This is a genomic window from Nostoc mirabile CHAB5784 (assembly GCF_020829645.1).
GTDB lineage: Bacteria > Cyanobacteriota > Cyanobacteriia > Cyanobacteriales > Nostocaceae > Nostoc > Nostoc mirabile.
On sequence record NZ_JAIVFS010000015.1, the window covers coordinates 62,810 to 87,369 of the forward strand.

19 protein-coding genes are annotated in these 24,560 nt (G+C 43.4%); 13 read left to right on the forward strand and 6 right to left on the reverse strand.

Annotated elements, in window-relative coordinates:
- Positions 1-53: 53 nt before the first annotated feature.
- The 3 genes from LC653_RS12515 (at position 54) to folE (ending at position 3,014) form a co-directional block, all read left to right on the forward strand.
- A complete protein-coding gene (locus LC653_RS12515; RefSeq protein ID WP_229494780.1) occupies positions 54-1,034 on the forward strand; it encodes an acetyl-CoA carboxylase carboxyltransferase subunit alpha in 981 nt (326 codons plus the stop codon).
- A gap of 353 nt (positions 1,035-1,387) precedes the next feature.
- The gene (locus tag LC653_RS12520) at positions 1,388-2,113 is read left to right on the forward strand and encodes an SDR family oxidoreductase (protein ID WP_229494781.1); all 726 of its coding nucleotides are present in this window, start codon (positions 1,388-1,390) and stop codon (positions 2,111-2,113) included.
- Positions 2,114-2,309: 196 nt separating this feature from the next.
- Complete coding sequence (gene folE / locus LC653_RS12525) at positions 2,310-3,014, forward strand: GTP cyclohydrolase I FolE (RefSeq protein ID WP_229494782.1); 705 nt, start codon at positions 2,310-2,312, stop codon at positions 3,012-3,014.
- Between the two features lie 106 nt (positions 3,015-3,120).
- Here folE and LC653_RS12530 read toward each other — a convergent pair whose 3' ends face one another.
- The gene (locus LC653_RS12530) at positions 3,121-3,753 is read right to left on the reverse strand and encodes a phosphoribosylanthranilate isomerase (protein WP_229494783.1); all 633 of its coding nucleotides are present in this window, start codon (positions 3,751-3,753) and stop codon (positions 3,121-3,123) included.
- A 130-nt stretch (positions 3,754-3,883) separates the two neighbouring features.
- On the opposite strand from LC653_RS12530, the gene psaK reads away from it, so the two are divergent.
- Positions 3,884-4,138: a photosystem I reaction center subunit PsaK gene (gene psaK, locus LC653_RS12535; RefSeq protein ID WP_229494784.1), complete on the forward strand. Its 255-nt coding sequence runs from the start codon at positions 3,884-3,886 to the stop codon at positions 4,136-4,138.
- A 330-nt stretch (positions 4,139-4,468) separates the two neighbouring features.
- Here the strand turns inward: psaK and LC653_RS12540 are convergent, their stop codons facing one another.
- Complete coding sequence (locus LC653_RS12540) at positions 4,469-4,630, reverse strand: hypothetical protein (protein ID WP_229494785.1); 162 nt, start codon at positions 4,628-4,630, stop codon at positions 4,469-4,471.
- 136 nt (positions 4,631-4,766) lie between these two features.
- On the opposite strand from LC653_RS12540, the gene LC653_RS12545 reads away from it, so the two are divergent.
- Both LC653_RS12545 and LC653_RS12550 read left to right on the forward strand, forming a co-directional pair.
- Complete coding sequence (locus LC653_RS12545; protein ID WP_229494786.1) at positions 4,767-5,963, forward strand: site-2 protease family protein; 1,197 nt, start codon at positions 4,767-4,769, stop codon at positions 5,961-5,963.
- 427 nt (positions 5,964-6,390) lie between these two features.
- Positions 6,391-6,630 carry a hypothetical protein gene (locus LC653_RS12550; RefSeq protein WP_229494787.1) on the forward strand — a complete coding sequence of 80 codons (240 nt, stop codon included), beginning with the start codon at positions 6,391-6,393 and terminating at the stop codon, positions 6,628-6,630.
- On the opposite strand, the gene LC653_RS12555 is transcribed toward LC653_RS12550, so the two are convergent.
- The 3 genes from LC653_RS12555 to LC653_RS12565 all read right to left on the reverse strand — a co-directional run bounded on the left by LC653_RS12555 (position 6,604) and on the right by LC653_RS12565 (position 16,477).
- Positions 6,604-11,184: an nSTAND1 domain-containing NTPase gene (locus LC653_RS12555; RefSeq protein WP_229494788.1), complete on the reverse strand. Its 4,581-nt coding sequence runs from the start codon at positions 11,182-11,184 to the stop codon at positions 6,604-6,606. The two genes, LC653_RS12550 and LC653_RS12555, sit on opposite strands and share 27 nt — an antisense overlap.
- Before the next feature lie 757 nt (positions 11,185-11,941).
- On the reverse strand, positions 11,942-15,409 hold the full coding sequence (locus LC653_RS12560) for a DUF7379 domain-containing protein (protein ID WP_229494789.1): 3,468 nt from the start codon (positions 15,407-15,409) through the stop codon (positions 11,942-11,944).
- A gap of 489 nt (positions 15,410-15,898) precedes the next feature.
- Positions 15,899-16,477, reverse strand: coding sequence for a hypothetical protein (locus LC653_RS12565; RefSeq protein WP_229494790.1), 579 nt, complete (start codon positions 16,475-16,477; stop codon positions 15,899-15,901).
- Between the two features lie 597 nt (positions 16,478-17,074).
- Between LC653_RS12565 and der the strand changes: the two genes are divergently transcribed.
- From der to LC653_RS12580, 3 genes are all read left to right on the forward strand, one after another.
- The gene (gene der, locus LC653_RS12570) at positions 17,075-18,445 is read left to right on the forward strand and encodes a ribosome biogenesis GTPase Der (protein WP_229494791.1); all 1,371 of its coding nucleotides are present in this window, start codon (positions 17,075-17,077) and stop codon (positions 18,443-18,445) included.
- 79 nt (positions 18,446-18,524) lie between these two features.
- Entirely contained in the window at positions 18,525-19,442 is a 918-nt protein-coding gene (locus LC653_RS12575; protein ID WP_229494792.1) for an energy-coupling factor transporter transmembrane component T family protein, read from the forward strand.
- Positions 19,443-19,559: 117 nt separating this feature from the next.
- Positions 19,560-21,098 (forward strand): anthranilate synthase component I, encoded by a 1,539-nt coding sequence (locus LC653_RS12580; protein WP_229494793.1) that lies wholly within the window; start codon positions 19,560-19,562, stop codon positions 21,096-21,098.
- On the opposite strand, the gene LC653_RS12585 is transcribed toward LC653_RS12580, so the two are convergent.
- On the reverse strand, positions 21,092-21,289 hold the full coding sequence (locus LC653_RS12585) for a hypothetical protein (protein ID WP_229494794.1): 198 nt from the start codon (positions 21,287-21,289) through the stop codon (positions 21,092-21,094). The two genes, LC653_RS12580 and LC653_RS12585, sit on opposite strands and share 7 nt — an antisense overlap.
- Before the next feature lie 341 nt (positions 21,290-21,630).
- Here LC653_RS12585 and pipX point away from each other — a divergent pair, with 341 nt between their 5' ends.
- The 4 genes from pipX to proC all read left to right on the forward strand — a co-directional run bounded on the left by pipX (position 21,631) and on the right by proC (position 24,466).
- Positions 21,631-21,909 carry a transcriptional coactivator PipX gene (gene pipX, locus LC653_RS12590; protein ID WP_109010971.1) on the forward strand — a complete coding sequence of 93 codons (279 nt, stop codon included), beginning with the start codon at positions 21,631-21,633 and terminating at the stop codon, positions 21,907-21,909.
- A complete protein-coding gene (locus tag LC653_RS12595; protein ID WP_229494795.1) occupies positions 21,906-22,574 on the forward strand; it encodes a YggS family pyridoxal phosphate-dependent enzyme in 669 nt (222 codons plus the stop codon). The genes pipX and LC653_RS12595 overlap by 4 nt, the downstream gene beginning before the upstream one ends.
- A gap of 364 nt (positions 22,575-22,938) precedes the next feature.
- Positions 22,939-23,541 (forward strand): cell division protein SepF, encoded by a 603-nt coding sequence (locus LC653_RS12600; protein WP_229494796.1) that lies wholly within the window; start codon positions 22,939-22,941, stop codon positions 23,539-23,541.
- A gap of 106 nt (positions 23,542-23,647) precedes the next feature.
- Complete coding sequence (gene proC, locus LC653_RS12605) at positions 23,648-24,466, forward strand: pyrroline-5-carboxylate reductase (protein WP_229494797.1); 819 nt, start codon at positions 23,648-23,650, stop codon at positions 24,464-24,466.
- Positions 24,467-24,560: the final 94 nt, after the last annotated feature.

A 24,560-nucleotide genomic window follows, 5' to 3' on the forward strand; every position in this document is an offset into this window, starting at 1 on the left:
GGACAAAAGACAAAGGATAAATAACTTATAACTCGTAATTGATAACCCCTACGATGGCAACTACCGAGCGTAAACCGCTACTGTTAGATTTTGAAAAGCCCTTAGCAGAACTAGCAACCCGAATTGATCAAATTCGGCAACTTGCAGAAGAAAATGGTGTCGATGTTTCTGGTCAAATTCGTCAACTAGAAGCACGCGCTATGCAACTGCGTGAGGAAATTTTCAGTAGTCTATCCCCGTCTCAGCGACTGCAAGTCGCTCGTCATCCGCGTCGCCCTAGTACTCTCGATTACATTCAGGCTATTAGTGATGAATGGATGGAATTACATGGCGATCGCTGTGGTGGTGACGATCCGGCTTTAGTTGGTGGTGTCGGTCGTCTGTGTGGGCAACCTGTGGTGATGTTAGGTCATCAAAAAGGTCGTGATACCAAAGACAATATTGCCCGTAACTTTGGAATGCCTTACCCTGGCGGCTACCGCAAAGCGATGCGGTTGATGGAACACGCCAACAAGTTTAGTATGCCAATACTAACTTTTATCGATACGCCAGGAGCTTGGTCTGGAGTAGAAGCAGAACACCAAGGTCAAGGAGAAGCGATCGCCTACAACTTGCGGGAAATGTTTTGCTTAGATGTACCAATTATCTGCACAGTCATCGGTGAAGGCGGTTCCGGTGGCGCACTCGGTATTGGTGTAGGCGATCGCCTACTCATGTTTGAACACTCAGTTTATACCGTCGCCACTCCCGAAGCCTGCGCCGCCATTCTGTGGAAAGATGCTGGCAAAGCTCCCCAAGCAGCTGTTGCCCTAAAAATTATTTCCCACGACCTGAAAAAGTTGGGAATTATCGACCAAATACTGCCTGAACCCACTGGTGGCGCTCATTCCGACCCTTTAAAAGCAGCTACCATTCTCAAGCAAGTGCTGTTGGAAAATTTAGACGAACTCAATCGTTTAACGGCTCCAGAACGCCGTCAACTGCGCTATGAAAAATTCCGCAAAATTGGCGTTTTTACAGAAGTTGCCCACTAACAGCGCTGCATAATGATTGATTAGCAGAGCAAAATGCTATAATTGCCTATGTGCTTAAAGATTTTTAACAATCTAGCCATAGGCATTTGCATGTTTGGTAAATCTACTCAATTTGATTGAGTAACTTTTGTATTATTAAGTAATCTAATTTGAGTGTACGGCGTGGTTTTCCAGGCGATGATTTGTTGTCTTCACTGGTAAAACCCACAATATACCGACTATTGCAGTGCATCATAGCAGTTACTTAATGAAAATCATCAGATTTTTAGATTCCTTTAATATATCCAAACCGAGAAGTGTGAATAATTGGATGGTAATAGGCTTTGGGAATTGCCAAAAAATTGGGAGACACCATGAGTGTTGAGCAAAAACGACGTGCCCTGATTACAGGGGCAAGTAGTGGAATTGGGAAAGCAACGGCTTTAGCTTTTGCCAAAGCCGGAATAGATGTCGCCTTAGTCAGCCGCTCTTTCGATAAGTTGGAGGCGGTAAGAGAAGCAGTCGAGCATACTGGGGTGGAAGCGAAAGCTTACGCTGTAGATTTAGCGCGGATCTCCGAAGTAAAAGAAAAGATCCAAGCGATCGCCCTTGACTTTGGTGATATAGACATTCTGGTAAACAGTGCGGGCCTTGCCTATACAGGCACCTTAACCGAAACCCTCCTAGAGGGCTGGCAGCAGGTAATTGACTTAAATCTTACCAGCGTGTTTCAGTGCATTGTGGGGATTTTGCCTTCAATGCGCGATCGGGGCACAGGCACAATTATCAACATCGCCTCCATTGCCGCCAAGCAACCCTTTCCCGGCTGGGGAGCATACAGCGTCAGCAAAGCTGGTTTGATAGCCCTCTCTCAAACCCTGGCACAAGAAGAACGCGCCCACGGTATTCGTGTCACAGCTATTTGTCCTGGCGCAGTCAATACCGAACTTTGGGACACAGAAACAGTTCATGCCAACTTAGACCGTTCCAAAATGTTAACCCCGGAAATTGTCGCTCAATCAATTCTCCACACAGTTCTGTTACCACAACAGGCAGTTATTGATGAATTAACCCTGATGCCCAGCGCTGGCGCACTCTAATTGCAAAGTTAGGAGTTAAAAGTTAGGAATTAGAATTTTTAACTCATAACTCGTGTACAGACGCGATTAATCGCGTCTCTACTCATAACTCGTGTACAGACGCGATTAATCGCGTCTCTACTCATAACTCGTGTACAGACGCGATTAATCGCGTCTCTACTCATAACTAAATTCAAACCATAACCAAGACTCAATCATGACTATTGCTTCCAACGGTTCCAATTCCTCTCAATCGCCTCTGATTCCCGATTTGGCAGAAGCGATAACTCCTAGACCCGATCGCAACACCCACAACGGGCGACAAGCCGATGTGTCCGCGCCCAAAGAGGAACATCTGCAGGAAATGAAGGACGCCGTGCGGACACTGATATTGGGAGTTGGCGAAGACCCCGAACGCGAAGGACTCCTCAAAACACCCAAGCGAGTGGCCGAGGCAATGCGATTTCTTACCAGTGGCTACACCCAATCCCTTGAAGAACTCGTTAACGATGCCATCTTTGATGAAGGGCATAGCGAGATGGTACTAGTCCGAGATATTAATTTCTTTAGTTTGTGCGAACACCATATGCTGCCATTTATGGGTAGAGCACACGTTGCTTATATCCCCAACCAAAAAGTTGTGGGACTAAGTAAGCTGGCCCGCATTGTTGAGATGTATTCTCGTCGCTTGCAAGTCCAGGAGAGGTTAACCCGCCAAATTGCCGAAGCAATCCAGACCATTCTGGAACCTCAAGGGGTAGCCGTTGTGATGGAAGCTAGCCACATGTGTATGGTGATGCGGGGTGTCCAGAAACCAGGTTCTTGGACTGTCACTAGCGCAATGGTTGGTGCATTCCAAGAGGAACACAAAACCCGCGAAGAATTTTTTAGCTTAATTCGCCATCAATCAGCGTTCTTTTAGGGAATGGGGAATGGGGAGTGGGGAGTGGGGAATGGGGGATGGGGCATTAGTTATTCTTTCTCCCCTGTTTCCCCTGCTTCCCCTGCTTCCCCTGCTCCCTCATTCCCTACTCCCTACTCTCCAATTTCTCAAACAACTTGGCTACTTTATCTAAATCTTTATCTCCAGGTGCGCGTTCTACACCACTAGATAAATCAACGCCACTAGGATTAACCTGACTTAAAGCTTCCACAATATTATCTGCTGTTAGTCCCCCAGCTAAAAACCAAGGGCAATTGGGGTTAAATTGCTCTAGCATTGTCCAATCTAAGGTTTTGCCTGTACCACCAAGTTGTTCGGGATGGTAAGCATCAAGTAGTAAAGTATCTACGTAATTTGTGTAATTAGCTGCTGTGTCAAGATGCTCAAGACTCCGAACTCTCAATGCTTTAATAATTTCGACATTGGGTAAAGCTTGACGTAATTGGTAGCAAAAATCTGGTAATTCATCTCCGTGTAACTGGACACCAGTCAACCCAGAATCAACAACTATCTGACTGATTTCGGGGATACTAGCGTTGGCAAAAACACCAATTGTGTCAATATTAGCCGGGAGTTTTGCTACTGCTGCCCGAATTTGGAATGTAGTTACGTAGCGAGGTGAGGTTGGCACACAAATAAATCCTAGTGCCGTTGCGCCCAGAGAGGCGATCGCTATAGACTGCTGTGGTTGAGTGATGCCGCAAATTTTAACGCGCATGAAAATTTAACAAATTTAAAATAATCATCAAGAAAGTCTAAACTATCCGAAAAACTTTTGTGCCTTGGTAATTTTATAATTTTGTAGGTCTACATTTATTTTGTAGGTCTACATTTTAGGAGACAAAAGCTTGATTTCATCTATTTTACTAGCAGCAGCTGCAACTGTTCCCGCAACACCTGCGTGGAATCCTACAGTAGGCATCATCATCAGCATCAGTAGCTTAGTAATTCTTTTGCTAAGTACTAGGATTGAAAAACCCCTAGTTGGCCCCAAGTTCCCTATCCTGCCCGTCAGTATTCCAACATTCGTTGCAGCGATGGCTTTTGGTCATATTATCGGCATTGGCATCGTTTTAGGACTGACTAATATCGGTCGTCTGTAGTTTTGCGATGATCGTGGCGTTATAAATAATGCCGCGATCAATACAAAATTCCTAAAAACGATTTTGGTTCTTTCTCTAGCAAAATAACTCATGAGCATTAGCCAGTCAGCCTCCGTGTAGTCACTCTAACTGAGGTGGGAAATATTAACCTTCCCCTTGAGGGACGATAGCTACTTCATCAACGGAGGATTTATATGGCTTTAGAAACGGGATTAATCCTTTCTGTAAGGCTTATGTAAGTTAATTTATGCAAGAGAAAGAACCATGATGTCATCAATGTTATCGAAAGAGAATACATGCGTCAGTCGTCAGAATTCAGTTGGGTATTCTCTACGACTGGCGGATGAATAAGCGGCGTTTTTGCACCCCCACTAAATCAAAGATGGCGACAAGGAGACAAGAGGTGAGAACTTGCAACAAGTCTTTCCCCTTGTCCCCAATGCCCCATTCCCCATTCCCCATTCCCCACTTCAGAGCTTTGCTCACAGGCATTAATTGTCTATCTTAGAAATAAGAGCATTTCGTAACTCGACACTATCGAATTGATGCTCAGAAATATATGTATAAGTATATACGCGAATATTGCAGTATAGGAACTACTGGCGATATCTAGTTTTAGGACAATGTAATGCAAACAAATTGGAAAATTGGCTCTTTATTTGGAATTCCCCTGTTTCTAGACCCGTTATGGTTTGTGATTTTAGGGTTGGCAACTCTCAACTTTGGGGTAGCTTATCAGGAATGGGGGCCTGTTATAGCTTGGAGTGCTGGAATAGTTATGGCACTGTTGCTATTTGGTTCGGTGTTGCTACATGAGTTGGGTCACAGCTTGGTAGCCCGATCGCAAGGCATTAAAGTTAATTCAATTACCCTATTTCTGTTTGGCGGGATTGCTGCTATTGAAGAAGAATCTAAAACTCCTTTCAAAGCTTTTCAAGTAGCGATCGCTGGCCCTTTGGTGAGTATCATACTATTTGTCCTACTGCGTCTGGGAGCTATTGTGATACCTGATACTAGTCCACTCAGTGTCATGGTCGGAGATTTGGCGAGAATTAACTTGGTGGTGGCTCTATTTAACCTGATTCCTGGCTTACCTCTAGATGGAGGGCAAGTGTTAAAAGCAGCACTATGGAAAATTACAGGTAATCGTTTTCAAGCCGTACACTGGGCTGCAAAGGCTGGGCAAATTTTGGGTTATGGTGCGATCGCTTTGGGATTTGTTGTAGATTTCTTGACAAGAGAGTTAGTAGCTGGTTTGTGGATTGCGCTATTAGGTTGGTTTGCTGTCCGCAACGCTAACAGCTATGACAACATGACTACATTGCAAGAAAGCCTACTTAAAGTTGTGGCGGCTGATGCGATGACTCGTGACTTTCGGGTAATTGATGCTGATCAGACATTGCGATCCTTTGCCGATTTATACCTATTGGAAACCGTTCCCTCACAGATTTATTTTGCTGCTTCTGATGGACGTTACCGGGGTCTAGTTTCCATTGACGATTTTCGTTTAATTGAAAGGAGTGAATGGGAAACCCAAACCTTACACAGCATTGTGCATTCCTTGACAGAAATACCCACTGTTGCTGAAGCAACAACGATAGCTGAGGTAATTAACAAACTAGAAAATGAGCAGTTACCTCGAATTACCGTACTTTCTCCGGCTGGTGCTGTAGCTGGTGTAATTGACCGGGGTGATATTGTGCGGACGTTGGCACAAAAGTTAAATTTGCGGATAACTGATGCTGAAATTAAGCGCATCAAAGAAGAAGGTAGCTATCCGCCTGGGTTGCAACTGGGAGTCATAGCGAAATCCACTGCAAATTAAGCGTCACAAGTTTGTCATAGTTTTGCAATAGATACTTAACTCATCCCCCGGCTTCAAGCCGGGGGATTTCGAGTCATTAGTCATTAGTTATTAGTCATTAGTAATTATACCCAATTTATCGTGCTAAACAATACTAATGACTAATGACCACTGACTAATGACTAAGACGGCGAACGGCGATTCATCCCATCTCTAGAAGAAATGGGCTTTCTCGCCGTCTTTCTGTAACGTGAAACTAGAGTGAGTTACGCTTTCGCTGATGTTGGCAACGAATGTTTCAACGTTGGTAACAAAAACTTCGATGCTAGCAACAAATGCTTAAACGTTTGTAACAAATGCTTCAATGCAGGCAACAAATGTTCAAATATTTCCCACAAATGCTTAAACATTCGCAATAAATGTTTAAGCATTTGCAACAAATGCTTCGATGTTAGTAACAAATATTTCAACGTTTATAGTACTTACGCAAATTTCCCGGATTTTCGTCATTGCAAGCGGAGCGATCGCACAGGTGTTGCGACTACACTTAGTAACATTCGGTGCAGTAAACAACGATTTAGGACAAAAGCAAAAAGCACTCGATTACATCAACCAAGCTTTGCCCCTTTTGCATCCTGTAGGCGATCGCTTCTGTGCCAACTTACTTGTCAAGATTTGCAGGGGTTGATGGTACATTGTTACAGAGATGGCGATCGCTCTCCACATTAGGGTTATTCTGCAAATAGTCACCAAGGCGATCGCAAGCCCCTTGTATCAGCTCGTCGAATGATTCAATGTGCCACAGTCCAGCGATCCCATCTTCGCCTGCGGTAGCTAGGAACTTGCCATCGGGGCTAAAACTAACACTCTCAACTTCAGAGTTTCGATGCCCTATCCAAGCTGCAAACTTTTCACCTTGTAAATTCCACAACTGTACTGTACCTTTCTCTCCGCTAACGGCAATCATCTTGCCATCGGGGCTAAACGCCACTGCTTTGAGTTGGATGCCAGATACCTGGAATGGCTGCTGGGTTGGTTTACCTTGCAAGTTCCATAAGCGGATAGTACCATCTTCTCCGACGCTGGCTATTTGCTGACCATCACGACTGAACGCTGTAGCATAAACAGGGCCTAGATGACCTTGAAATGGCTTTGCTAACTGTTGTCCTTGCAAGTTCCACAAGCGGACAGTACCATCATCTCCGGCGCTGGCTATGTGCCGACCATCTGGACTAAAACTGACGCTGTAGACTTTGCCTTGATGACCTTGAAATGTTTGAGGATTTGGTTGTCCTTGCAAGTTCCACAAGCGGACAGTACCATCATCTCCGGCGCTGGCTAGACGCTGACCATCCGGACTAAAACTGACGCTGCGGACTTTGCCTCGATGACCTTGAAATGGCTGTGCTAACTGTTGAGCTTGTAAGTTCCATAAGCGGATAGTGCCATCATCTCCGGCGCTGGCTAGGCGCTGACCACTCGGACTAAAACTGACACTGTTGACATTGCCTTGATGACCTTGAAATGGCTGTGCTAACTGTTGAGCTTGTAAGTTCCATAAGAGGACAATACCATCATTTCCGGCGCTAGCTATTTGCTTACCATCACGACTAAAACTGACGCTACGGACTGGGTATTGATGCTGTGTGAATTGTACCTGTTCGTCTTTTAAGTTCCACACACGCATAGTCCCATCATCGCCAGCACTAACTAATAGCTGGTTATCTTTGCTGATGCTGACGCTTCTGACTGGCCCTTGATGCCCTATAAATTTATCTAACCGCTTGCCTTTTAAGTTCCACACAAGGGTAGTCCCATCTCCAGCAACGCTAGCTACTTGCTGACCGTTGTGGCTGAATTCTACATCCCAGACCCTGCCTTGATGCTCTTTAAATGGCTCTGCCAATGGTTTACCTTCCAAGTCCCAGAGGCGAACAGTAGTATCTTGTCCCCCTGTTACTAGTCGCTGACCATCCGGGCTAAATTTGATGCTGCTGATATTGTCTTTATCTCCTTTCCATTGTTTCAACAGCTTACCTTGCGGGTTCCACAAGCTAACAAGACCGTCATCGCCAGCGCTAGCGATGATTTTATCGTCCGGGCTGAATGCTACGTCCCAAACCATCTTTTGTTCTTGTTTTTGAAGCACAGTCTTTTTGAAAGGTTGCCCAATGGGGTTGCCTTGCAAATCCCACAAGCGCACAGTACCGTTTGCCCCAGCAGTAGCTAAAAGCTGACCATTGGAGCTAAAACTGAGATTTTTGACAAAGCCTTGCTGTGCTGACCATTCTTTGACAAGACGACCTTGTAAATCCCACAGGCGGACGGTATCATTTTGACCGCCAGTAGCTATTAGTTGGCCGTTTGGACTAAAAGTAAGATTATGGACAAAGCTTTGCTGTGCTTGCCATTCTTTGACAAGACGACCTTTTAAATCCCACAGGCGGATAGTGTCGTCATCGCCAGCACTAGCCAAACGCTGATTATCTGGGCTAAGAAAGCTCCTAACTGTGCCTTTATGCTTTTCCATGCGGATGTCTTCTCGGACTGAATAAACCGCTTCTTGCAGTGTGCCTCTGACTTGATTTTGTAGCTGCTCGTCGGGAGGAAATAATTGTAAAAGTGGATGTTGCAGTAACCTTGCGGCTTGGAGGCTATAAAGTGACGCATCTAATCCTCGCTGCTGTAGCCTGGCTTCTGCTGTTTCTCTAGAAGCACCGGAGAAATTTCTAATTGCACTTCTTTGATTAAACAACGCTGCAATAGTCAACCCGCTTAAACCTAAGATAACCGCGATCGCAATCCGCCATCGCCAACTAATATTCCGGCGTTTCTGTAAAACACTTTGTTGGACAAATTCTGTTTCTAACTTATTAAACCAATTGTCATGAGACTGGAGTTCCCAATTCAATACATCAAGATAAGGATTACTATTCCAAAGAAACTGTATAGGTTTCTCTCTCAAATCCTCTTGTTGATGCTGTCTTTGCTGTAATCCTTGAACAAGCCGAGTCGGGATTTTGCTAAATAAGTTTTCAGCAACGTTTAATCTACGATCTAACCAATCAATTACAGTTTCAGCTTTGGCTTGGAAGTCTGATGGCTGTTTTTTGCTGGCGACACTTTCCCACTCTTCGGCAGCTGCTGTTAGCCGCCGTTGTAAAATTATATCTTCTTCTTTTTTCCACTTGAGTAATTTATCCCATCCCTCCACTAAAGCATCATGGGCTGGCTCTACATAGGGTTCGCCTTGAGAATTAGAACCTTCAATGATTAAGCGGGCTTCAGAAAAACGTTTGATGACTGTTTGCACGCGATCGCTTTCTTTCTTGTCAGAGTAAATTAGTTCAGACTTGGGAACCTGTCGCCTTGCTAATTCACCGCCTTGCAATGAAATCATCCGCAGCATCACCAGACGTATTGTATGTTCATAAGCAGGATCTTTTGCAACTAGTTGATCGTATTCTTGGTTAGCACGTTTGGTCAAAGAACCAACAACTCTTCCCAACTCTTCGTAATCTTCCTTTTTTAAGGCGCGGTTGTCCCTTCGTTCCTCTAAATATTTCAGGTACAATTCGCTGAGGGTGAAAGAAAGCAAGGGTAAACCACCTGGCATTTGTACGACTTCGTTAATTAATTCATCCACCAAGCTGGGAGGGTCGAAATATACGACTTTTTCTGATGCTGGTTTCTCAATTGCTTCCCGGAATTCATCCTGGGTCATTGGTGGGACGACAAATCGGGTATCATCATTCCAAAAGTCTTTGAGTATAGAGTTTTGAAACTGCGCTTCAAAGTCGAGTCGCAAGGTGATAACTACATGGATTTTGTCGGGATATTTAGCGATCGCATTCTTGATCAATTTCTGAAATTGCTCTCGTTGTTCGTCACTCTTACACAGGGTAATCAACTCTTCAAACTGATCAACTGCCAGCAATAGTTTAATCTGGGGATTAGTCTGGCTCCAACGTTCAATGATGTTTGCTAAAGCTTGCTCGTCTTTTGCTAATTCTGCAACAGTAATTGTAGTTGCAATTGGTAAACACACCTGTGCTAAAGCCTGCAAAGGACTTTCCCCTGGACGCATGGGATCTAAAATCTGAAACTTATGCTCCTGAGAATCACGCAGACGCTTCAACAACCCGGCTTTCATTAAGCTGGATTTACCTGTTCCAGAAGCACCTAGTACCACTGTCAACGTTTGTTTATTGGAAACGACTTGCTGATAAAGCTGTTTGATTAGGTTTTCTCTACCAAAAAACAAGTTACTATCTTTTTCGTCATAAGATTGCAATCCTCGATAAGGATTATTTTCTAAGTTAAGTGGTGGTGCATCCTCCAATTTATCTCGGTCAAAATTAGGTAACAGAAAGATGAATTCCCCTTTGTCATGTTTTCTCAAGGGACATAGACTTGGAGTTTGCCGCTTGTAATTCTTTTCTGTGACAACTTCAATTTGCTCTCGCAAATATGAGTACAGTTCAGTTGCCGTAACGATGCCATCATCATTCGAGTCAGCTTTTTTGTCAGTTCCACATAGGGCATCAAAAAGCGCTTTGGCAAAGGGAGAGTGAACCTCGTTACCTTCTTTTACTTCCCCGCGCACACCCAAAGAATCCAAGGCTTTTTGATCATCTGCTGCAGAAGTAATTACTTGCCAAGCTGCATCGCTGATAAAGCGATCGTAGCGTTCTTTATAGACTGTGACTTTGGGCTGAATCTCTCGCTTAAGACTTGCCCAACGAAAAGCGCCTGCAAAACAGCAATCTAAAATTGCTAACATGTGCCGACAAGGGAGTGCATTTAGGGCATCATGTAACTCCTGCATCGGCAAGTAGGTACTACTATCTCCTAATGTGGCATCTTGCGGAATCAAATAACCTACTGGCCCCTCTTGATTTTCTAGAGCCTCTAAAGCGATACCATGTCCAGCAAAATAGAAGAGGACGCGATCGCTCTCGGTAATTGCCACTTTTTCGTTGTCAAAAGGTATTTGTCCTTGTTTGAAGTCTTCAATCAGTTCTTTGAGTTTGCTAAGGGTAACACGTTGATTCAATAGCAACTGGACTTCATATTTATTTTGTGCTTGATATTGCTGTTTGAGATTCTGATGTTGCTCTTGGAGAATTTGAGCAAATTTTTGAGCATCAGGAACTGCTGTTTCTAACTCTCTAATCCCATTTACATAGTCATTGATACCGATAATAATCGCAAAATTCCGGTTGAAATTATGCTTAGACATTAGTAGACCTCATCTAATATCAATTTTAGTTGAATACTTATGAAAATCTCACGCACAGACACAGCATCACGTCGCTTTGCTCCGAATTCAAAATTCAAAATTCAAAATTCAAAATTAATGATCCCCATAAATAAATTCAGTTGCTCTGTATCCTTTCCGTTTTCGGTCAAGCCAAAAACCATAAACTGCGTAGGTTGGGGAGCCACTGCGCCCTTGCGGTTTCCCGACTTGAAGCAAGTGGCGTTGGAGGAACGAAACCCAACATTTTCGCGGGTTTGTTGGGTAACACTTAAGTTCCACCCAACCTACGATTATCCTTAACTGTATCCTTTCCGTTTTCGGTCAAGTCTGATGCCTTTAACACAATACTTTTAGGTTAAGATAACTTGTACGACTGATAACTTCGCTTTGAGATGTTGCATTGCAACGTCTTTACGTATATCAAATCTCTACAAAACATCCTTAAGTTAACGGGAGCATCCCAATGCAAGCAAATTTACCAAGATGATAGATTGTCATTGCGAATGAAGCGAAGCGGAATGAAGCAATCACAAAGTCTAGATGTTGCGATTGCTTCTCTACGAGACGCTCCGCGAACGCTTCATTTCATTACGTACCCTGCGGGAACGCCAAGGGCGAACGCAATGACAAAATATGTTTTTACACATTTGGGATGCTCCCAAGTTAACTGTATTGGTATATAATTTATCAAGGCAACAATAACAAAAGTAAATGCTTATTTTTGCCTTTCAACTGTCTACTTCTTTTGTTGGGCGACGATCGCTGTAATCAAAGCGTCTAACCCGACTTCTGGTAATTCGATGCTGAAGTAACTTAAGTGGTCGCAAGCTACTTGTTGAACAAAGGGTGCAAGCGATCGCCCTTTTGGAATATTCTCAATACTATCTACAGTGACTGCAATATCATTTGGTACACCAAAGAAAGGTAAATTTACAACTTTGTTAAATAAACTTCGTTGTAACCGTTCTAAAACACTAGATTTTTTCTCTAGCTGTTGCTCTAATGCTGCCGGAATAATAGACGTATTGCCAGCAATAATTGAGTAGGGAATGCCAGGATCTTCACTTGCTGCCAAAGATTTGAGAAAATCAGAGTTTGGGTTTAACTCAGCTAGAGCTACTCTAATATTTTTTTCAAGAATTCCCATCAAACCTGTCAGCACTGTTACAGGCCAAGCAACTGTAGAAAGTCTGTTGAGTCCAATACCCAAAGTGAGTTTTACCCAATCTTCAACAACTGGCCAAGGAGAACCGGTGTTTGGTGTACCTAACATAATTAAATGTTGGACAACTTTATTACCTCCTTCTCGTTCAATAAACCAACGAGAAACTAAACCTCCCATTGAATGAGCAATAATGTGTAGTTCTTTACCGTGATTTGCTCCTAAACCCACTTCTGTTAGCCGCCGTTTCAAATTTTCGGCATTCTCTTTAATTGAAGTATTCAGGTTTTCGTAGTCAAAGGTAAGAACTACGTCGTAAAGTTTGCTGATAGAAAGCTTTTGCCCATCTGCTTGCAATACTGGTTGATTAATACTACTAATTAAACCTTCAGTATCGCCAATAATCCCGTGTATATAGAGGGCAATTCTTTGTGCTTTTGCGACTCGCTGCTGAACATCAATCACATCGCGTTTATAAGTTACTTTATTCTCATCTCCCACCTCAGCCACTGCTAAAATGGGATATTTAAATTCCCGTCCAAAATGGCGACTGATTACTTTTTCAAAGAAGATGCGAATAGACCCTTGCAGGCTACGTTCTCCCTGACTAACTGGAGCTGTTAATCGTTCTATCTCAATTTCTATTTTGCTATCTTGAGTTGTTTTACCGCGACCTAAAGGCAAGAAAAATTCCCCATCATAGCCAACAGCAAGAAGGTATTCATTGTCTGCTAACGGTGCATCTACTAATAACTTCAAAGGTGCATCTGGGGTGACAACTGTGTAATCTTGAATCTCGTTCAATTCCAATACACTTAATCCCGGGTCAGTACCTCGACTGGTAGTAAATTGGAAAGGTCGAGTAACTTCTGCATCTTCCCGCAGGATAGGGGGCAAAATTTGATTTCCTAAATCTCGGCTGACTTGTGGTGTGGTAGTTAGGCGAGCATTTGCCACCAAGCTAGGATGCACCTGTAATTTCACCCCTGCTCCTAATAATTTATGTTCTGTCTGAGAAACTGGGGTAGACTCCAAGGGACGTACAGTGGTAATGGTAATTTCCTGTGCATACCAATCATCATACTTTGCTGCACTTTTGGCTTTGATTTCACGATTTTGAGTTCGATTCATCAAACGGTCAAGGCTACTTTGATTTGCAGATTCTAAATCTCTTATGGCAGGTGGACGAGGAGCATCAAGTTTATTTTGAGTCAGCAATTTAGCATCAAATTCCTCGTTACTGACAATCAATTTAATTATGTCTTTGTACTCAGTAATCCCCTGTGACCACAACTCCTCTGGGACTTCGAGTATCAAGTTTTCGCCGTCTAGAGCCAGTACTTCTTCTCCTGGTTGTAGCCTAATGCTACCTGCTTCAAAAAATGGGGCGCTAATAGCGAAACTGTCTGAAAGGTTGACTAAGCCAAAGTAAAGTGGGTTCTGACTTTTATTGGTGAGTTTCAGTTTAAATTCCGGATTTTGCCATTTACCATCCCTATACGTGTACTGCAAACGCATCTGCTGCAATTGAGATGATTCTTCATTTTCAAAGATGAGTTTCATCTCTACATCATTGGCTCTAATCTTAGTTGCTGGATTTGAGAGTTCCGCAATTGTTGTCCAACGGGAAATATGTTCTAAACGTTTAATTGCCTGTTTTGCATTATCTGGACTATAGCCATCAATTTGAGCTACTAAAGGTCGGTCATCTGTAGGTCGGGCAATTAAATACTGTTGATGACGACAAAGTAAGCGAAACTCGGCTTTACCAACTTCTTTCTCCTCGCGCACATAGGGTGAAGCTTTATCATCAAGTCCAGCTGTTGCTAGTGCTTGGCGTGCGAGAGTTACATCGGCTTCATCTCCCTCAATGTGAACGCCTAAAGGTGGTAGCGGTAGGCTGGTAACAACTGCTTTAAAAGAAGTACCATCAGCAGTGAGGTCTGGCACATCTTTGATATCTACCTGACTCTGCGTTGGTAGCACCCTAGTCAGTTTTGCAGTACCCAGAGACTTTGTTGGGTCACGCAGGTCTTGGATATTGGCATCAAAGGAAAACAGTGCTAGTAAAGTGGTTTCCTCGTCTTTGGGTGGTTGCACTCCGTGGACAGCACCACCATCAATTACCCAGCCATAGTTTGGGTCATTTTTAACAATAAAGTAGGGGTGACGTTCTGCGATCGCTCCATCAAGGAAAAATTTGTTTTCATCCTCAGGATTATTTACTTCCATCTGAGGAGACTGGGCTGTAATTTTACTGCGGATGATGGCATTTGTCCGCCCAAACAAATCTCGATAAGTCAATTTGCCATTGGCTTTAGCAAGTGTATCTATCAAAAAATAAGAGAAACTACCCCGGTGTTTGTCACCACCGTAGTATTCCTTCGCTGTTTCGTAGTCTCGACAAGCGGCTAAAAGTACATGACGACCTTTCGGTATCTTCCAGCCAGTGGGGTGTTTTTCAGGGTCATGGGAATCTGAAAGTTGCGTTAAGTCGGCGAGCGAAAATATAAAACTATCCAGTGGGCGTTCTCGCTTGTCTGTAGGGAGGCGACGTATTCCTGTCTCTTGCAATGGGTCTTTGGTGCCGGAACCCGAGTGGCAGCAATCCATAATAATGGTAATGTGCGGGTCTTTTTCTGCTACTTCAGCAATGAGTTTTGCTAATTCTTTATCTGCCAAATCCCAGCCGCCTTCAGTACGACTGTCACAACATACTAGGGTTTCATTAAGATGGTCGGGTTCTAAGTGCCAAAATTCTTTTGGTGCTAACTCCTGAGAACCGTGACCACTGTAGTAAAACAAAACTATATCATCTTGTCCAGCTTGACGAAGATGCTTCCGGAAACCATCAATGACTGCCTTACGAGTTGCCTGGTCATCTTTAAGCGTTTGTAAATGTAATTGGTATTCTTTTTGATCAAATCGTTTGTTAAGATACTCTTCTATTGCTGTAATGTCGTTTACACAACCTTGGAGTCGATGATTTAAATCAGGATAATTGTCAATACCAATAAGCAAAGCGTATAAGTTACGAGTCATAGTTATTCGTATCTCCTAAAGCTATGATTTCTAAACTGCTCAGATAATAATGATTGGGATTTTGGTTTATTTCCCCACTTTTATGTTGGTTGAAAATCTTTATTCTATGCACAATGCAAGCGAGTATAAAATATCCAATTATGTTTAAATAGTACCCCCACGGGTACTTTTCATATTACATTTTTTGTTTGGCGCCAAGGCAACGATACCTGCGTGTGTATCAATACTGCTCGGTTAAGGGAAATTGTAGGTTGGGTAGAGCGTAAGCGTTACCCAACAAATCTCGGTAAATGTTGGGTTTCGTTCCTCAACCCAACCTACATTAACTATAAGCATTAATTATGCAAATGGTAGTATATAGCACTTAGCTCTACGTAGATATTTATTAGCGATCGCCTTTCGGAAAAACACTCATTTCAGATTTGATAGATTAACTTTGAATTCTTTCCATTAGCACTCGCTAACTTGAGTGCATTGGAGATAACGCATTTATCCTATGCGCTTCTGATTGTAGGAAAATTTATATAAGAAATATATAATAAATAAAACTATCCATGAGAAAAAAAGAAAAGGAATTGTGCTTGTAGCAACGTTATATCCAGGAAAACCAAGAAGTGCAAAAGTTGCCAAAATATTTCCAACAATACCCAAATTAAAACTTAGCTTTCTTGATCTATAGGATGAATTTATAAGAGGAATAATCCAGCATAAAAACCAAGCTAAATTAGACAAACCTATTAAAGTTGATAATGTTTTGTCCCGATAATTAGGGTTAGGGTTAGAAGTTACATGTGCAAGTACAGCAATAAAAACCATCTGCCAAATTAAACCAAGAGCAGCACTAAACGCACTAAACACTCTTGTTAAAACAGGATTCGTTTCACTACTTGAAGATACTTGGTTTGATTGATAGGACTGTGATTGTGGTTGGTATGGTTGTGATTGTGGTTCATTAGGAGTAGAAGAGTTGTTGGAATTTTTATTAGTTTTACTACTATAATAACCTTGAATCCAAGCAGCTCCTATAACTCCAATAGTAGAAATTAAAGCACCTATTATAGTCTCCATATATTTAGGAAAACAGACATTATATAATTAACAACGACTTTATTAAAATTTTAAATTAACACAATTGATTATCAATATCTACCAAGAGAGAGTAAAAAATTAAATAAATCTATCTCAAGATAGACAAAAAATTTCAGTAGACCGAAAACTTTTGGAAGTTGACGGAAGAATAAGGGTTTCAGGCGACGTTTCTAGGACTGACGAGAGCGATCGCTTGCCTGGACAGGAGAACGGATCTACAGCCCTATTGCTCAAAAAGCAGATGATACAGGCATTCTGGCGGATTGTATCCCATCGGTCAAATGAACGGATGGTAAGCCTTCTAGAAATCTTTTCGGTTTACTGAAGTTGTTGAAGGTGTTTATCTTCCACCTGATTAATATCAAGAATTTATAACTCACCAAACTATAATTAATCCTAATGTATACTCTCCTGGTTGGTGAAAATTTTGGGATTAAAAAGTATCACAGGCTACAAAAATTTTGATAATCGCTCTTTTGGAAAAAACTTTTTGGTTTACTGAGATTAAAACTTCAAGTTTAAAGTGAGTAAAATGTAAGGACGTGATATACTACACCTCTGACTTACCCTGGTTTTATGGCACTGCCAATTGTTGCAATTATCGGACGCCCGAATGTGGGCAAATCCACCCTGGTTAATCGACTCGCCGGGGAACAAACGGCGATTGTCCATGATGAACCGGGAGTGACACGCGATCGCACTTATCTACCAGCTTTCTGGAATGGTCGCGAATTTTTAGTAGTAGACACTGGTGGTTTAGTTTTTAATGATGATACCGAATTTTTACCACTAATTCGCCAACAGGCAATGACAGCCCTTGCAGAAGCCTGTGGCGCTATTTTTGTCGTAGATGGTCAAACAGGCCCCACATCGGCAGATTTAGAAATCGCCGAATGGATGCGCCAACAACCCGTACCCGTTCTACTAGCTGTAAATAAATGTGAATCCCCAGAACAAGGCTTAATGCAAGCTGCCGAGTTTTGGGAATTGGGATTGGGCGAACCTTACCCCATCTCCGCAATTCATGGAAGTGGTACAGGAGAATTACTCGACGAGTTAGTTAATCACATACCTGCTATTGAAGACATCCCAGACACCAATGAAATCAAAGTAGCAATTGTGGGACGCCCGAATGTCGGCAAATCGAGCTTACTCAATTCTTTTGTCGGGGAAGAGAGGGCAATTGTCAGCCCCATTTCTGGCACAACCCGCGATGCTATTGATACCGTCATTGAACGAGAAGGACAAACCTACCGTTTGATTGACACCGCAGGCATTCGCAAAAAGAAACACATAGAATACGGCACAGAATTCTTTAGTATTAACCGTGCTTTCAAAGCGATTCGCCGCGCTGACGTGGTTTTATTAGTAATAGATGCCGTAGATGGAGTCACTGAGCAAGACCAAAAATTAGCTGGGCGGATTATCGAAGAAGGTCGAGCTTGCATCATCGTCGTTAACAAGTGGGATGCTGTTGAAAAAGACTCTTACACAATCTACGACTACGAAAAAACTCTGCAATCACGGTTACATTTTACCGAGTGGGCAGAAACAATTTTTGTGAGTGCCTTGTCAGGACAACGGGTAGAAAAGGTTCTAGAGTTGGTGAAAACGGCGGCTGAATCACACAAACGCCGTGTCAGTACATCAGTTATTAACGAAGTCTTAACAGATGCCGTCAGTTGGCATTCACCGCCAGCATCCCGTGGTGGGCGTCAGGGCAAGATTTATTATGGTACACAAGTAAGTAGCCAACCACCAACGATCGCTCTATTTGTCAATGATTCCAAACGCTTCAACGACAACTACCGCCGCTACATTGAACGCCAATTCCGGCAACAGCTAGGATTTAAAGGCACGCCAATTATTTTGCTGTGGCGGAGCAAAAAAGTCCGTGATGCCGAAATTGGTAATGTTAATAGAGCAACTCGCGTCAAAATAAGTTAGGAGACGCGATGAATCGCGTCTCCTAACTCTTGTACAGACGCGATGAATCGCGTCTCTACTCCTCACTCCTAACTTTCAAATGGATTTATTGCGATCGCTGCCACTTGGACTTTATTTAGAACAACCCCAAACTTGGCTGCATAAAATCGATCCGCGAGTCAAGTTCGCCTGGTTGATGAGCTTTTTAACAAGCTATGTTTTAGCTAACAACTTTTGGCGGCTGCTGCTGGTAGTAATATTGATTCTTGCCACCTTGATTGCTAGGATTCCCCGCCGAGTATGGCAGCAGCAAATGGGTTGGCTGTTAATGCTATCGTTTTTTATCTTAGCGATCGGAGCCATCAGTCCTGATGCAATGGGTGTAGATTATCAGCCACGCCTCCCAGCTAATGAACAAATATTAACCCAGCAAGCAAACTCCAAAAATATTGTTCAAGAGCCAGCCAGTAATAAGAAATACAGCTATGTGCTATTTCACAAAGGCCCAGTCAAAGTAACTCGCCGTTCCTTGGATTTGGCTGTACGTCTGAGTACAATTATATTTACCGTAATTTACAGCACCAACCTGTATCTGCTGACAACCGCACCAGAAGAAATCACATCTGGCATAGAAAGCCTAATGCAACCCCTGCGACGCTTCAAGTGGCCTGTTACCGAAATTGCTTTAACTTTAACCTTATCCTTGCGCTTTATTCCCCTGGTTTTAGAAGAAGTGCAAAACTTATTTCGCTCCGTGATGACAAGGGCAATTAATTGGAAAAAGCTAGGATTGAAAGGAGGATTCAAAGTTTGGATGACAGTCGCAGAGAGACTGTTAGAAAATCTGCTCTTACGAGCCGATCAAATGGCGAATGCAATGATGGTGCGGGGTTTTACCAGTCCTAACGAGCATCGAGTGCAGTGGTATGACTTACGATTTAAAGGGCGTGACTGGCTTGCTATTGCAACTTTAATTTTATTCTGGGGAATACGGCTAGCTATAGGAACTCAGGTCTAATTTTGCACCGAGAAAGTGGTAAGAGGTAATAGCATTTTGTCAGTGGTTAGTAGTCGTAGTTATTTCTACTCACTGCTAAAAACTGTTAACTAATTATTGACAACGCTTTTAAACAGTATGATCAAGGCTTGGTATTGGCGATCGCTACCCTTAGAAAAACGCACAGGTTCGGAAGTTTTTGCTACTCTTTTTCACGCCACCTCCGCATCGGGAATTGCTACCCTACTGGAAAGTCCCTACCCAACGCCAATCGATCATCCCCAACTCAGCCGGCATTCTATCTGTGCAGGTGCTCCTCGCATAGTCGATGGCATCCCCCAAATGTGGACACCAGAAGTAGGAGAGGTTTTTCCCTTCTTAGAAAAGTTGTTACAGCAAGGGGTAGGGAGAGATGAGGGGGATGAGGTAGTGTTCTCTTCCCCTGCTCCCCCTGCTCCCCCACCTCCCCACCTCCCCTTCACTGGCGGTTGGTTGGGTTGGCTAGGCTACGATGTAGGATGGGAAATTGAACAGTTACCCCGTAATAAAATTGATCCCCTACCATTTCCTATAGCTTTTTGGTATGAACCAGATTGTTTTGCCGTTTTAGATCACGTACAACAGATTCTTTGGCTAGCCGCCAGTGATGCAAGTGGACTCGATGAATTACAGGAAAAGTTAGTAAAGAAAGACGCAGGGCAAGAATTCTCCGTGTCTCCCTGTCCCCGCGTCCCTGTATCTTCTTCACCTCCTCTGTTTTTGACATCGCAAGCAGATTATGAAACAGCTGTAAACCAGGCGAAAAAATATATTCAAGCTGGAGACATCTTTCAGGCAAATCTTTCATTGCGATTTCAAGCGTCTACATCGGCTTCTGGTTGGGAAATTTACCAAGCCTTGCAAAAAATCAATCCTTCTCCTTTTGCCAGCTATTGGCAAACGCCTTGGGGGGAAGTGATTAGTTGTTCGCCGGAACGGTTAGTAATGTTGCAAAATCGGCAAGCCGAAACCAGACCGATCGCTGGGACGCGATCGCGTGGTGCCACTCCAGAACAAGATATGCAACTGGCACAAGATTTACTCAGCAATACCAAAGAACGTGCAGAACACATCATGCTGGTGGACTTGGAACGCAATGATTTAGGGCGAGTTTGTGAATGGGGAACGGTTACAGTTGACGAATTGCTGACAATTGAGCGATATAGCCATGTGATGCATCTTGTCAGCAACATCAAAGGTACTTTAAAAGGCGAATGCACCACCATTGATTTGATCCGCGCCACGTTTCCAGGTGGCACAATCACAGGTTGTCCCAAAGTCCGTTGCATGGAAATTATTGAAGAATTAGAACCCGTGCGGCGCAGCTTGTTCTACGGTTCCTGCGGCTATTTAGATTGGCGTGGTCATTTAGATTTAGATATCTTAATCCGCACCCTGCTACTAGCTCCTGTGTCTCAAGAAACAGGGGGAGCAGGGGAGGCAGGGGAGGCAGGGGGAGTAAATTCTTCTTTATTTCCCCACTCAAGACTCATCCCCCAGCACTCAGTACTCAACATTGTCTGGGGACAAGTTGGCGCGGGAATTGTCGCAGACAGCGATCCTGAGAAAGAATGGTATGAATCTCTGCACAAAGCTCAGGCACAACTTGCAGCCCTGAAAATGCTAAATAATCAATAGGGAGTAGGGAGTAGGGAGTAGGGAGTAGGGAGTAGGTTATTAGTTATTCTTTCTCCCCCTGCTCCCCCTGCTCCCTCATCTCCCCACTCCCCACTCCCCACTCCCCACTCCCTAATTTTGTGCCATTCAGCCACAGTTGTGGCAGTATGGAAAGAAGTTGAAAAGTTAGCTGTTGCCGTTGGGAATTTCAAAGGGTGTTTTCCCTTGACACGCTAAACTTTCAATAAGACGGTCAGGACTGTTTTATGCCTTGTGCCCGCCAGGTTGGTGTATTTGAGTCACCAAAGCATAAGGCGAAATCTATCGACAAGCCTCTACTCTTCGAGTCTACACTTCGCGTTTCATGTTGTACCATTTCGCTTCACTACCACTAGCTTCATCTGCCCATTAGAAACTAGATCAAGGTCTTCGCAATCGCAGTTTTGCATTTTAAGGAAATATTCTGGCGAATGTTGGTATTATCGTCAGAATGTTTGGAATTCACTGCGAAAAGATATATATACTCCACCTGTGACTACACCTTGACTTTTAAATGAATCCAGAAAACGCAGAAACTTACATAAACCATCCAACTTGGGGTTTACTCTACAAAATCTGTATGGTTGATGAGAACCAGGATTTGTTCACCACACTTTATGCCCAGCGCTTGTTTTTTTTGGTTGCAAATGACGTTAAAGGTGTTAAATTCCAGTCTCTAGGACGTACTGAGGCTAGAATGATGTTGGAAAATCGCTTACGTACCCTGCGGCGCAGTGGACAATCTCAGGAGTACGATCAGCTTCAGAGTGTTTTCCAACGCACCTTCCAATGAGCAGTTCGATTTCCGAACGTATTGTTTCCATTTGTTCCTCCTTGCCAACTTCAGTCAAATTGATTGCTGTTAGCAAGCAAGTTTCTGCCCAGGCCATTCGGTCTGCCTATGCCGCAGGAATTCGTGATTTTGCGGAGAGTCGTATCCAAGAAGCCGCCAGCAAACAAGCCGAGTTGCAAGACTTACCGGATATTACCTGGCATTTTATTGGACATTTGCAAAGCAATAAAGCCAAAAAAGCCGTTGAACAATTCCCTTGGATTCACTCCGTCGATAACTTGAAGCTGGCACAGCGCTTAGATCAATTGGCGCAACAGCTAGGAGTGAGTCCCCAAGTTTGCCTGCAAGTGAAAATTCTCCCCGATCCCAACAAGTCTGGTTGGAGTGTGCCAGAACTTTTGGCTGATTTATCCACACTCGATCAATACAAAAATTTACAAATTCAAGGTTTGATGACAATTCCGCCTTCAGGATTAAATGATCCGGAAATTTTGAATGTATTTAATCTCAATCGTGAGCTAGCAAAGAAAATAAAAGAGCAAAACTGGTCGCACATTAAAATGCAGCACCTGTCTATGGGTATGTCAGGCGACTACGAACTGGCAGTGCAAGCAGGCGCAACGATGGTACGATTAGGAACAATTTTGTTTGGCGATCGCTCTTAGCCTTTGATCATCAGCCTTACAGGTCAGTATTAATAGAGATCAGGATTTGATGACAAGAATCTTGTAACAAACTGGTGCAATTATAAACAAAGGATATAGTATTGACAAAAGCAATCGCTAAGGGAAAATGGGGTAAAAAGAGCTTTCCTTCGGACAAACCTTAGGATATAATCTTGACTCATTATTATGTTTAGGCGATGCACAGACCTTTGCAATAAGTGTCAGTTCATCGCCAAAACCAGTAGTATGGGTTACAAATAGCAATATACTTGCTGAAGTATCCACCGATGTAGCGATTGCTCCTACTCAATCAATCCTAAGCCAAGTCAATACAGGCTATTCGCACCAGGAGAGTACACAGACAATGAACAATATCTTTTCCAAACTCAGAGACTTTGTGGGTCTAAATGAGCAAGTGGAATACGAGTATTACGAAGAAGAACCAGATAGAGATAATAATTACCAAAATCTGTATCAGCAAGAAAATCCCCAACCACCGACATCACAGGAAAGCCCAGCCGCTCAAAATCGACGCTGGCGGGAACCAGTGCCTACAATGGGAGATGATATCGGAGCAGGTTCAAAGCCAATGGGGAATGTGATTGGTATGCCAGGAGCAATTAACGGAATTTCGGAAGTTTTAGTACTCGAACCACGCACCTTTGAAGAAATGCCCCAGGCAATTCAAGCGTTGCGAGAACGCAAGTCAGTGGTATTAAATCTGACAATCATGGATCCAGATCAAGCTCAACGAGCAGTAGATTTTGTTGCAGGTGGTACTTACGCACTAGATGGACATCAAGAGCGCATCGGTGAGAGCATCTTCTTGTTTACACCAAGCTGTGTCCAAGTTAGCACCCAAGGTGGCGTTCTTCATGAAGTACCACAACCGCCAGCACGTACCTCTCGTCCTACAGGTTCTCCAAATCAAACCTGGGGCAACGAAACTAACCGGATGGCACAATAAAATTAAATTAGTTGTTAGTCCTTTGTCCTTTGTGATTAGTCCTAGGTTTTGATCATAGTGACAAATGACAAATGACAAACGACTAATGACAGATGACAAATGATCAATGACTATAAAATTTGGCTTAATTGGTGGTGGGGTAATGGGAGAAGCGCTCTTATCCCGCCTTATTGCGCTTGGAACTTATCAATCATCAGAAGTCATAGTTAGCGAACCGCTATCTTCACGCCTAGATTTTTTAAAACAGCAATACGATGTTGCTGTGACGACAGATAATAGCGAGGTTTTCACCCAAGTAAAAGAAGTTGTCTTTTTGGCAGTAAAACCGCAGGTGTTCAGCGCGATCGCTCAAGAATTAGCAAATATTGATATTCTTAATAAAGAACACTCACCCCTAATCATTTCCATATTAGCGGGTGTGCCTTTAAGCCAGCTAGAAGCTGCATTTGTGCAATTGCCAGTTATTAGAGCAATGCCCAACACCCCAGCAACAGTGGGAGCGGGAATTACCGCCATTTGTTCAGGTGCATACACCAATGCCAAGCACCACCAAATAGCACAGCAGATTTTTTCTGCTGTGGGGGAAGTCGTGGAAGTCTCAGAAGGGCTGATGGATGCAGTCACAGGGCTATCTGGTAGCGGCCCGGCTTACGTGGCGCTCTTGGTAGAAGCACTTGCTGATGGCGGAGTATCCGCAGGTTTACCTAGAGCAATTGCCAATCAACTAGCCTTGCAAACCGTACTAGGAACAGCGAAACTGTTACATGAAACCAAAATGCACCCAGCAGAACTCAAAGATCGCGTTACTAGTCCCGGTGGTACAACCATTGCGGGGATTGCCAAGCTAGAACAAGCAGGATTTCGTTCAGCTTTAATTGAAGCAGTCAAAGCTGCCACAGAGCGCTCGCAAGAACTGGGAAAATAAGAGAGTAGGGAGTGGGGAATGGGGAGTGGGGAGTGGGGAAAATTCAATAAAATTTATTCTATTCCTAGTCCCCTACTCCCTATTCCCTACTCCC